7 protein-coding genes are annotated in these 12,967 nt (G+C 43.9%); 5 read left to right on the top strand and 2 right to left on the bottom strand.

All coding sequences use genetic code 11. The features are described 5' to 3' along the window. Positions 1–538 precede the first annotated feature (538 nt). The 3 genes from glgX to treY are packed head-to-tail and all read left to right on the top strand — an operon-like array spanning position 539 to position 8,705. Positions 539–2,665, top strand: coding sequence for a glycogen debranching protein GlgX (gene glgX / locus AC3IRT_RS06595; RefSeq protein WP_489395611.1), 2,127 nt, complete (start codon positions 539–541; stop codon positions 2,663–2,665). A 12-nt stretch (positions 2,666–2,677) separates the two neighbouring features. Then, positions 2,678–4,495, top strand: a complete 1,818-nt coding sequence (gene treZ, locus AC3IRT_RS06590) for a malto-oligosyltrehalose trehalohydrolase (protein ID WP_489395610.1) — start codon at positions 2,678–2,680, stop codon at positions 4,493–4,495. 19 nt (positions 4,496–4,514) lie between these two features. Beyond that, positions 4,515–8,705, top strand: coding sequence for a malto-oligosyltrehalose synthase (treY, locus tag AC3IRT_RS06585; protein ID WP_489395609.1), 4,191 nt, complete (start codon positions 4,515–4,517; stop codon positions 8,703–8,705). 11 nt (positions 8,706–8,716) lie between these two features. On the opposite strand, the gene AC3IRT_RS06580 is transcribed toward treY, so the two are convergent. Both AC3IRT_RS06580 and AC3IRT_RS06575 read right to left on the bottom strand, forming a co-directional pair. Continuing rightward, positions 8,717–8,998 (bottom strand): hypothetical protein, encoded by a 282-nt coding sequence (locus tag AC3IRT_RS06580; RefSeq protein WP_489395608.1) that lies wholly within the window; start codon positions 8,996–8,998, stop codon positions 8,717–8,719. Positions 8,999–9,120: 122 nt separating this feature from the next. Then, a complete protein-coding gene (locus AC3IRT_RS06575) occupies positions 9,121–10,020 on the bottom strand; it encodes an SDR family oxidoreductase (RefSeq protein ID WP_489395607.1) in 900 nt (299 codons plus the stop codon). 344 nt (positions 10,021–10,364) lie between these two features. On the opposite strand from AC3IRT_RS06575, the gene AC3IRT_RS06570 reads away from it, so the two are divergent. Beyond that, positions 10,365–12,497: a catalase gene (locus AC3IRT_RS06570; protein WP_489395606.1), complete on the top strand. Its 2,133-nt coding sequence runs from the start codon at positions 10,365–10,367 to the stop codon at positions 12,495–12,497. Between the two features lie 18 nt (positions 12,498–12,515). Beyond that, positions 12,516–12,962: a DoxX family protein gene (locus AC3IRT_RS06565; protein WP_489395605.1), complete on the top strand. Its 447-nt coding sequence runs from the start codon at positions 12,516–12,518 to the stop codon at positions 12,960–12,962. Positions 12,963–12,967 lie beyond the last annotated feature (5 nt).

Here is a 12,967-nt window from a genome sequence, read left to right as displayed (position 1 = left end):
CTACAAATTCACCAAAATAGTAAATCTGACTGACCGATATTTTATTAACAAACCTTACGCCAAAAAGTTCGCACGGCAAGTGTCGGAAAATATACTTAATACACTGCATTGACAATGACAATCTGATAAAGAACGGCTTGAATATATGATGCACGTAGATTTGCATCTTATCTATCCATTTTGAGGCTTAAATTAAGCAATCAGCACTAAATTATTAAACAGGTATTACACACCTCACATAGCGTATAATACGCAATTAGCAGCCTATTTCGGCTATGTACAAATTACATACTTTATGGACCGATTCTATACTGCGCCATCTTCATAAAGATTAATTCAAAAAACCAATTGACAATAATTTAACCGTAAACAGGAAAATTATATATTGATCATGGGATTGTTATATAATAATGGTTAACGAACAAATTACTGGAATAGCTGTTATAACGCAAGATAAATCTCGCAGGAGATTCAGATCTATTATAAGAACAAGAGATCGAAGAATATACAACCAAACTAATAGAAAGACATCATAGATATGGAGACAAAAGTACTGACAGGTTCACCCTACCCACTTGGCGCCACCTACACTGGTGAAGGCGTGAACTTTTCAATATACGCTGAAAATGCGGAAGGCGTAGAATTATGCTTATTCAACAAGAAAGACGACCCAACTGAAAGTGTAAAAATTCGCTTTAAGGAGCGTACACACCAAGTGTGGCATGCCTTTATTCCGGGTATTCAACCCGGACAGTTGTATGGATATCGCGTGCACGGACCATTTGATCCAGCTTCTGGCCATCGATTCAATGCCAATAAATTGTTAATAGATCCTTATGCAAAAGCGATCGCTGGCACGCTAGAATGGGATGATTCTTTATTCGGTTACGAAGTAGGCCATGAACAAGAAGATCTTAGTTTTAGCAAACTAGACAGTGCGCCATATATTCCGAAATGCGTGGTGGTCGATGAGTCTTTTGATTGGGAAGGTGTTAAATCACCAAAAATACCGATCCATAAAAGCATTATTTACGAAACACATGTCAAAGGTTTCACCCAAATGCACCCTGATATCCCGGAAGAAATCCGTGGTACATACTTGGCGATGGCACATCCTGTGACCATCAAATACTTAAAAAATCTCGGTGTCACCGCCATCGAATTAATGCCAATTCATCATTTCATTACCGATCGGCACTTGAAAGATCAAAGATTAACCAATTATTGGGGCTATAATACGGTAGGATTTTTCGCACCTGATGTGCGCTATGCAGCCAACGGAGTACAAGGCGAGCAAGTGCGCGAATTCAAAGAAATGGTCAAGGCATTGCATCACGCGGGTATGGAAGTGATCCTTGACGTCGTGTATAATCACACCGGCGAAGGTAACCAAATGGGGCCAACGCTTTCTTTCCGAGGTATTGATAACGCGGCGTATTATCGCCTAACAGAAGATTCACGTTATTACATGGATTATACGGGAACGGGCAATACCTTAAATGCGATGATGCCGAGCGTATTGCGCCTGATCATGGATAGTCTACGCTATTGGATTCAGGAAATGCATGTGGATGGATTCCGCTTCGATTTGGCTTCTACATTGGCGCGTGAACTGCACGAAGTAAATAAGTTGAGCTCCTTCTTTGATGTGATCCACCAAGATCCGGTCATTTCTCAAGTCAAATTAATTGCGGAACCTTGGGATATTGGTGAAGGCGGTTATCAAGTAGGCAAATTCCCATCCGGATGGGCAGAATGGAACGGCAAGTACCGTGATTGTATGCGCGATTATTGGATCGGAGCAGATTCTATGTTGGGCGAATTTGCCGAACGTTTTATGGGTTCTTCCGATCTGTACCAAGATGATTACCGCAGGCCAACCGCCAGCATTAACTTCATTACTGCGCACGATGGTTTTACCTTAAATGATTTGGTGTCGTATAATGAAAAGCACAACGATGCAAATGGCGAGAACAATCAAGATGGCGAAAGCCACAATAGATCGTGGAACTGTGGTGCCGAGGGCCCCACAGATGATAACGAGATAAATGCATTACGCAGCAAGCAAATGCGCAATATGCTCACCACCATGTTGCTATCACAAGGTGTACCGATGTTGGTAGCAGGTGATGAATTTGCGCGCACACAAGACGGCAACAACAATGCGTATTGCCAGGACAATGAAATCTCCTGGTTGGACTGGGCGAATCGCGATGAAAGCTTACAAAACTTCACCGCACAATTAATTGCATTCCGTAAGTCGCACCCCTCATTTTGTCGGCGTAAGTGGTTTCAAGGAATGCCAATTAAAGGCATAGGTTTGGAAGATATTGCTTGGTTCTTGCCAGAAGGCAACGAAATGAGCGACGAGCATTGGCAACACGATTTTGCCCGTTCTTTGGCGGTCTTCTTAAATGGTAATGGCATTCGCTCCCTCAACGATGATGGCGAAAAAATCAAAGATGACAACTTCTATATCCTGTTCAACGCGCACCACGAAACCATCAATTATAAGTTGCCTTCGGAGAAGTACGGACAAGAATGGACAAAGGTGATTAACACTGAATTTGACACGATCGATGAGCATGACACCTTCAATCCGGGCGACGAAATCGCTGTACAAGGCCGCTCGATCATTGTGCTGAAAGCAAATAGCAGCCATTAAAACACGACACTTGTGAATACACCAAATAGAACTCATGTAGGTGTTCGCACCACTGCCAACGGCACTCATATTTCTGTATGGGCGCCATTGGCAAAAACGGTGGAATGTCAAATAGAAAACCAGGCCACACGCATCCCACTAGATCGCAGTGCATATGGCTACTGGGAAACCAACACAGCTGCTTTGCAAGCTGGTGCGCGCTATCGCTTTGTCGTAGATGGCGAAGTACATCCCGATCCAGCTTCCTACTATCAACCAGAAGGTGTACATGGTCCATCCGAAGTAGTTGACCTTTCTTTTGCGTGGACAGACCGTGCATACCAAGTGCCTGCGCTGAAAGATTTGATTATCTATGAGTTGCATATTGGCACATTTACCGATACGCACGATTTCCAAGGAACGATAGATAAATTACCTTACTTGAAAAAGCTTGGAATCAATGCGATCGAGGTCATGCCAATTGCGCAATTTCCAGGTGAGCGCAATTGGGGATATGATGGCGTGTTTCCATTTGCAGTACAAGCTTCTTATGGTGGGGCAAAAGCATTTCAGCAGCTCGTAGATGCAGCGCATGCACACGATATTGCGGTGGTATTAGATGTGGTGTACAATCACTTTGGGCCAGAAGGAAATTACGCGCCAAACTACGGACCATATTTTACAGACAAATACGGTACGCCTTGGGGCAGCGCAATCAACTTCGATGATGCTCATAGTAATGGCGTACGCGATTTTGTACTTGCAAATGTGCGCATGTGGTTTGCCGATTTTCACGTAGATGCGTTGCGCATTGATGCGGCACACGCTTTAAAAGATCTGAGCGCCTCTCATATCTTACAAGATATACGAAAGGATACAAACGCTTGGATCGAGGAACAGCATCGAAATCATTATCTCATCGTGGAATGTGACCTGAATGACAAACGTTATTTGGATTCCTTAGAGAAGAATGGCTATGCCATGGATGGGCAATGGGTCGATGAATTTCACCATGCGCTTCGTGTAGCTGCTGGCGGCAAACCCGACGGCTATTACAGTGATTTTCATGGTGTAGCAGATTTGGCGAAATCTATGCAGTATGCGTATGTGTATACTGGTCAATATTCTGAACATCGTCAAAAGTTTTTCGGAACAGATACAACAGGTATAGCAGGCGAGCGTTTTGTGGTGTTTTCACAAAACCATGATCAGACTGGAAATCGCATGCTGGGCGAACGCTCGAGCATGCTTTTCTCGGCCGACATGCAGCGCCTAATGGCACTTACTGTGATGGCCTCACCATATGTACCAATGCTATTTATGGGCGAAGAATGGTCGGCCTCTACTCCATTCCAATACTTTGTACATCATAGTGATGAAGAATTGATCGAAGCCGTACAAAAAGGCCGCAAAGAAGAGTTTAAATCATTCCAATCGGAAGCGGAAGCGCCCGATCCACAGGCGGAAACTACCTTTACAGCTTGTGTGTTGAATTGGGAGGAAATAAACACCCGAGTGCACCAACAGATGTTAGCCTACTACGAAGCGCTAATCAGCTTCCGCAAAGCGAATAGTATTCTTCGTCAAGTCGATCGCTCATTAATCACGGTACAATATGATGAAGCCAAGTCCGTGATCGTACTGAGCTATGCTTTTCAAGACCAGTCGATGGTTGGCATATTGAATTTTTCGACAACAACGCAATCGGTCAGCTTAGATAGTGCTTACTCTTGGGAACGGATTTGGGATACTTCTGATCCAGTTTGGGGCGGTTCTGGACCGACAGCAGATCTTTTTAACGGTCAAATTACGATTCCGGCTGCTACGGGCGTTTTCTTTCAACAGTTATAACACACATAAGGTCATCCACATGCCGCATCCGCAAAACACGTATCGTATTCAATTCCATCAGGATTTCAATCTATCCAATTTGGAGCAAGTTACGTCATACCTCCAGCAACTAGGCGTTCATACCATTTATGCATCACCGCTATTGGCTGCAACGCCGGGTAGCACACATGGTTATGACGGTATTAGTAGCCATCGTATCAATCCAGAAATAGGTTCAAAAAACCAGTTGATACAACTCAAGAAGAAACTGAGTCAGCATAACATGGCTTGGTTGCAAGATATCGTGCCCAATCATATGGCTTTCCATCCGGATAACGTCTGGTTGATGGATCTTTTGGAAAACGGTGATGATTCTACTTACCGATCTTACTTCGATACCAGTTTCAGCAGCGAACTTATGAATGGAAAGATGATGGTGCCCGTGTTGGGAAAATCATTGCGTCAAGCATGCGTAGACGAAGAATTAGGCATTCGATTCGATAAAGGTAAGTTCGCAATTCAGTATTACGATCAGTCATTCCCGCTTGCGCCAACCAGTTATACCTACCTGTTGCAAAGATTGTTACAGGATACTGACCAAAAAGACAAATTGGATGTGATCCTGCAAAAATTGCAAGAACCGTCTGCAGAGGAAATATCAATTCGGAATACCGTATACCAATCCATCGCTAAATTATTTGCTGGCGCAAAAAAACGCAGTCAGCTGCAGCGACATTTAGATCATTTCCGATTGGATGCGGATGCCATGAATGCATTATTAGAGCAACAGCATTACCGTCTTTGCCACTGGCAAGAGACGGACAAGCAAATCAATTACCGACGATTCTTTACGGTAAACGGCTTGATTTGCATGAATGTGGATCGCCCAGAAGTATTTGCAGATACACATTCACTCATAAAAGAGCTGGTCGATAAAGGCATTTTTGATGGCCTACGCATCGATCATATCGATGGACTGTATAATCCATCGAAATACCTTCGCGATCTGCGCCAGCTTTGCGGCCCAGAAACTTACATCGTGGCCGAAAAAATTCTGGAAACTGGAGAAGAACTACCCGAAGAATGGCCAATCCAAGGCGCGACGGGATACGAGTTTTTGGCATTATGTAATAACGTACTGACGAATAAAAAAAGCGAAAAGGTTCTGACGGATTACTACCAAGAACTTACTGGAATAGCAGCTGACCCGCATACCTTGCAACTACAAAAGAAGGCAGCCATTTTGAAAAACCACATGGGCGGTGAGGTCGATAATTTATATCATTACCTCTCGCACTTGGATCTGCTTCGGGACGACAAATCTTGCACGGCGAGTGATATGAAGGATGCTATTGCCGCATTTCTAATATATTTTCCGGTGTATCGTTTGTACGATGAGCAATTTCCATTAGACGATGCCTCTGTAAATGTGATTGGTAGCGTTTTCGAGCAAATTCTACAAGATAATGCAGCGAAGAAAAAATCGGTCAAAGCCCTAGCGGCTATATTTGAGGTGGCACAATCTACTCATGACGACGAATTACTAAAAAAAACTGGGTTATTTTTTGCGCGATGCATGCAGTTTGCCGGTCCTGTAATGGCAAAAGGTGTAGAAGATACGTTGATGTACACCTACCACCGCCATATTGGTCGGCATGAAGTAGGCGATCATCCGGAAAATTTCGGTTTATCGAAAAAGAAATTTCACCAGGCCATGGTCGATCGGCAGGAGAAATGGCCTGCCGCCTTGAACGGAAGTGCTACGCACGATACCAAGCGTGGTGAAGATCAACGCGCGCGATTGCAAGTGCTTACTGCGATCCCCAAGGACTGGATCGAAGCGGTGAAATCTTGGGAAAACGAGGTATCAGCCAGCTACACGCAAGATTTACCACATGCGAACGATCGCTATTTCTTGTATCAGACGTTGTTTGGCTCGTATCCGATGCCAGAAACACCTTATGACAAGTACGATTCGCGCTTGCAGGCCTATTTGGAAAAGTACCTACGAGAAGGAAAAGAGCGCTCGGATTGGGCTGCGCCCAATGAAGCATACGAAGATAGTGTCAAGGCATTTGCCAGCTATTTACTCGACAAAAAGCAACCTTTTTTCCCGAAATTTCAGGCTTTCTTGCTGAAACACCTTGATTTTGGCATCAGCAATTCACTGAACCAACTGGTACTGAAATTAACCTGTCCGGGTATTCCCGATGTATATCAAGGTTCGGAATTGTGGGAATTAGGATTTGTGGATCCCGACAATCGCCGGCCAGTTGATTACACGCTGCGCCAAAAGTATTTGGAGCAAATCAAGACTTCTACGTTGCAAAATCAAGCTGCATCACTGTGGCACGACAGGCATTCGGGCAAAATCAAGCTAGCGCTGCTACATAACTTATTGCATCTAAGAGCTGATCATGCTGATGTATTTCGCGACGGGATTTACCAACCGATAGAAGTAGCTGGCAAGTACAAACGTCATGTACTCGCGTACGCCAGAAGATATCAGCAGGATTGGGTTATAATAGTAATGCCTTTGCATCTGTCTTCTATTGCTATATCTGCACACGATGATCTTCGAAAGTTTGATTGGGAAGATACCCATATCGTATTGCCCGAAGATCAGGAGATCCATTGGCAGCACGGTTGGTCTGATGTAAGTACAGACGCAAAACAGATTGACATCAATACGCTTTTTGAAGATTTACCGATCGCGGTTTTAAGTGGTAAATCAACTGCGAACAAACGTAGCGCTGGCGTAGTACTACACATCACCTCGCTCCCATCAGAAAATGGAATTGGTGATCTGGGAAAAGAAGCCTATCATTTTGCCGATCAGTTAGCGGCGGCCGGACAGCGATGGTGGCAAGTATTGCCGCTTGGCCCCACGGCAAAAGATCAATTCCATTCTCCCTACAGTACTTGGAGTGCGATGGCTGGAAATCCATTATTAATTGATCTAGATCAGCTCGGGATTATTCAACAGAACGGTCAATCATTATCCCAAAAAAGAAAGAAAAATAAGCGCTACGTAGTCGATTTTGAACAGGCGATAGCGCTTAAGATGCCTTTGTTGCAAGCAGCATACGAGCAATCCGATGTGAAAAGCAACTTGGGATTTCAGCAATTCTGTAAGGCTGAAAGCAAATGGTTGTATGATTACGCGCTCTACGTCGTATTGCGTGAAAAGCATGGAAATGTAGCATGGTATTGCTGGGACGAGGCTTATCGCTTGCGAGATCCTGAAGCATTGCAAAGCTTCTCCGATCAACATCAATCTGCCATATTATTTCAGAAATGGTTGCAATATACCTTTGACAAACAGTGGTCTAAATTGCGCCGTTATTGTCATGCAAGGAATATATCGATCTTGGGTGACATCCCTATCTACGTCAGTCATGATTCGGCCGATGTGTGGGCAAATCCTGCGCTGTTCGCTTTGCAGGAAGATGGCAGCCTAAAAGCAGTAGCTGGAGTACCTCCCGATTATTTCAATGCCGATGGCCAACTTTGGGGAATGCCGGTATTCAATTGGGAATCGCACAAAAAAACTGGTTATAAATGGTGGAATGCACGCATAACGCGCAACATAGCTTTGTACGATATGGTGCGGCTAGACCATTTCAGAGCATTCTCCGCTTACTGGGAAGTGCCTGCAACAGCAGAATCCGCGAAATCAGGCGCTTGGAAAAAAGCACCAGGAAAAGCACTTTTTGCTAAAATACGACAAACATTAGGAGATCTTCCTTTCATAGCCGAAGATCTCGGAGATATCGACGATGAGGTGTATGCCCTTCGCGACAGCCAAAATATGCCGGGTATGAAAGTCTTGCAATTTGCGTTTGGCGCTGATATTGCTACTTCGCCACATATCCCTCATGAGTTCGAAGAGAATTACGTAGTCTACACCGGTACCCACGATAATAATACGACCCGTGGATGGTATGAAACGGAAACGGATGAAACCTCGCGGCAAAATATTAAACGCTATGCTGGTCAACAAGTAAATCTGAATACGATCAACGAAGCTTTGCTTCGATTGGCTTACGGTTCTAGCGCGGCAATGGCGATCGTACCTATGCAAGATATCTTGGATTTAGATGGCAGTAATCGGATGAATACCCCTGCTACGACGGAAGGAAACTGGACTTGGCAAATGCAAACAGGAGATTTTGATGCGGCCACAATACAGGAATTGAAAGAAACAGTCAAAGTCTTTAATCGCGGATAATGCCTGGTGCATTATCCGCAATAATGCAATATCGGATCTACGTTGGTAATCTTCGCATAATCGACTGATGGAATATGCCGTTCATGACTTTCATAAGTCCACTTGCGATCATCACCGCGCTTGAACGTGATGATGTAATTAATCCCTAAAGGCGGTAAGGGCGGCTGTCGCCGGTGCACATATATACCCACACGCACACAAGAACTATTCTCCAGTTCTACACTCTCCTTGTCGTGCACAAATGTTAATGCCTTAGCGATCGCTTTATCTAATACGGTTTGATTGTTATTCATGCCATCCTTTCTTTTATTACTGCATATAGTATACCAAAAAAGTAGTCGGCTGCAGACTTACTACATGCCGACTACCCCCAGTTGTGTAAACAACATTAATAATCACACATTATTAAATATCGCTATGGATGGCCATAACCTCCTGCTACACCTACAATCTGTCCGTGTGAGTAGCTTGATGTCGTATCTGCCAACAAAACGTAAACTCCAGCTAACTCAACCGGTTGTCCAGCGCGTTCTAATGGTGCCGTTGCTCCAAATTCTGGAATCGCATCGTATGGCTGACCACCACAAATCTGTAAAGGTGTCCAAATTGGACCTGGCGAAACACCATTTACCCGAATACCTTTTGGCCCTAATTGTTTCGACAATGCTTTTACATAAGCGACATTTGCCGCTTTGGTTTGTGCGTAATCAAAAAGATTAGCGGAGGGATCGTAGGCTTGTACCGACGAAGTTGCAATAATGGCCGAACCCGGCTTTAAATGCTTCAATGCTGCTTTGGTGATCCAATACGGGGCATAGATATTCGTCTTCATCGTCAGATCAAAATCTCTGGAATCGATGTCTTCAATCGAATCATGACTTTTCTGCTTCCCAGCATTATTCACCAAAATATCCAATCCACCTAGGTTAGCGACAGCATCTTCCACCAGTTGAACACAAAATGATTCATCTGTAATGTCGCCCGGTATGGCAAAACCTTTCTGGCCTGCTTCTTCGATATACCGTATCACTTCTTGTGCGTCTTCTTCCTCATGTGGCAAATAATTGATAGCCACATCAGCACCTTCACGAGCATAAGCGATAGCCGCTGCACGACCAATACCTGAATCTCCGCCTGTTATTAAGGCTTTGCGACCTTTTAGTTTGCCAGATCCCACGTATGACGTTTCGCCATGATCGGGTACAGGATCCATTTTACCAGCTAACCCCGGAAATGGTTGTTGCTGCTTTGGATAAGGTGGCTGTTGAAATCGTGTAAGCGGATTGATTAATCCTTCTGTCTCTTTATTTTCCATGTTTAATCATTTTAGTGGTTGTGCACTATAGCAACTTGTAGTCTTATTGTGCAGATCATTCACTGGAATAGACATATTGATCACGCTAATGTTTTCGCAGATCACAGAACACGAAATCGCATCCGATGTATTGCGGCATGTACGCCCGATGTAGACGTAGTACTACCCGTATGTGTTTTAGGTGATCGATTTCCCAAACTATTGCATGTAGCAACTGTTGATTCATTGATTGATATAAGACGTGCTGCTTATCGTAAAATCTGTCAGAGATTTTTTTTAATTATAGCACGCGCTTAGTAGAAAAAAGAGATAAGGAAATACACGTTCAAAACCCCAGAAGAGATATGGCAATCGATAAAAACGGAAGAAACCCGAAGAAAGAGCAGATGGATGCTCATTTGGTGAATAACAATATGACCAACATGACAACCAATCAAGGGCTGAATATACACGACAACAACAATTCGCTGAAAGCGGGGAAACGTGGGCCAACTTTACTAGAAGACTTTATATTGCGAGAGAAAATCTTTCACTTCGATCATGAACGCATACCAGAACGTATTGTGCATGCACGCGGTAGTGGCGCGCATGGCGTGTTTCAAGTTTACGATTCTCTGGAGAAATATACCAAAGCTGATTTTCTACAAAACCCAGCGAAAGAAACACCCGTTTTTGTTCGTTTTTCGACCGTGGCTGGATCTAAGGGATCGACGGATATGGCGCGAGATGCGCGTGGTTTTGCCGTCAAATTCTATACAGATGAGGGTATCTATGATTTAGTGGGGAATAATATACCTGTCTTCTTTATACAAGATGCGATGAACTTCCCAGATCTGGTGCACGCGGTAAAACCAGAAGCAGATAATGAGATTCCGCAGGCTGCATCCGCACACGATACTTTTTGGGATTTCGTATCGCTTATGCCAGAATCGGCCCACATGATCATGTGGGCTATGTCGGATCGCGGGATTCCGAAAACCTTCCGTACAATGGAAGGTTTCGGGGTACATACATTTCGTCTGATTAACAAGAAAAATGAATCGCATTTTGTCAAGTTTCACTGGAAGCCTTTATTAGGAATGCAAAGTGTAGCCTGGAATGAAGCGCAGAAAATCTCAGGATTTGATCCAGATTTTCATCGTCGTGATTTGTGGGAAAACATTGAAGCCGGGAATTTTCCCGAATGGGAACTAGGTTTACAGATCTTCACACAAGAACAAGCAGATGGCTTTTCATTTGATGTACTCGATCCGACCAAGATTATTCCAGAAGAATTAGTTCCTGTACAACGCGTAGGCAAACTAACCTTGAACCGCAATCCGGATAATTTCTTTGCAGAAACAGAACAAGTCGCTTTTCATCCGGGGCATATCGTTCCTGGTATTGAATTCTCGAGTGATCCACTTTTGCAGGGTCGTTTGTTCTCTTACACCGATACACAACTCAGCCGTTTAGGCAGCACCAATTTTCACGAATTGCCGATCAATAGATCCGTTGCTCCAGTACACAACAATCAGCGCGATGGACACATGCGGCATGATATTGCGAAAGGTAAAGCCAATTACTTTCCAAATAGCATGGGCGGCGGATGTCCATTTCATGCCATGATACAAGGACAAGGATTTGATTCTTTTCCAGAGGAAACAACGGAGACGAAAGTTCGCGGCAGATCGGATAGTTTTGCGGATCACTTCACCCAAGCTACACTATTTTACAATAGCCAGTCAGAACCAGAAAAATCTCACATCGTTAATGCATTCAGCTTTGAATTGGGCAAGATAAATTTGGTTGAAGTGAGAAAGCGCTATTTAGGAATTCTTTCGCAAGTAGATACAGATCTGGCAAAACAAGTTGCCAATAACTTGGGATTGGAAGTGCCCACTGGCTTGGCAGAAGAAACGCTGTTTTATGCGAAACAAAATCATGCAGATTACCCCATCACCCCAAACAAGCCCGAAGTAGAAAAATCAGAATCACTGAGCATGGAGTTCAATAAAGTGGAAAGTATCAAGACTAAAAAGGTCGCTATACTTGTAGCAGATGGTGCTTGCGAAGAATCATTGGAAAAATTGACCATCCCTTTGGAAGAAGGTGGCGCTACACCGGTATTGATCGGGCCAAAAGTTGGTTCCATAAAAACCAAACAGGGCAATACATTGCCAATAGAGCATAGTTTCTTGACCGAAGCTTCTGTGTTATACGATGCGCTATTCGTACCGAGTGGCGACGAATCAATTAAAGCTTTATTGGAAGAACCAGATGTGTTTCAGTTTGTTAATGAAGTATATAGACATTGTAAGCCCATGGCCTTCGGTGCTGGCGCAGAAGAAATTTTGAGCCATACATACATCAAAAAGAATGATGACGATTGGGGAATTGTGATTGAAACAGCAGACCAGAATTTGGACGCATTTGTAAAAGCGGTGGCACAACACCGGATTTGGGCACGTGAATCATTTCGAAAAGTGCCTGCATAACAGTTTAAAAGCAGCATTATGAAAGAGGCAAATAGGCAAAAACTAGGAATAGGTAGACATATCGGAAGAATAGCTTTAGGTGTATTCTTTGTGTATGCCGGTATAGCGCATCTCACTTTTGGCCGTCGCGCATTTCGAGCGCAGGTTCCTAAATGGATTCCTGCAACAAAAGATCAGACGGTAGTCTGGTCTGGTTATGTCGAGATTCTACTCGGGCTACTTATACTTTGGCGAGGATACCGTGACCCGCGAATCGGCTGGTTGATCGGAGCTTTTTTAGCAGCTGTGTTCCAAGGAAATTGGACGCAATATAAGAATCAAAGAAATGCATTTGGTTTGAATACCGACAAGGCCCGATTCATTCGCCTATTTTTTCAACCACCGCTTATCTGGTTAGCCTTATGGAGCATGGGCTCGATCCATACATCCCAAAATACAAGAATTACAGATTTAACAATAAAATAGACTCG

This window comes from Sphingobacterium sp. KH_072 (genome assembly GCF_057837975.1).
This window is presented reverse-complemented; position numbering and strand designations above follow the sequence as displayed.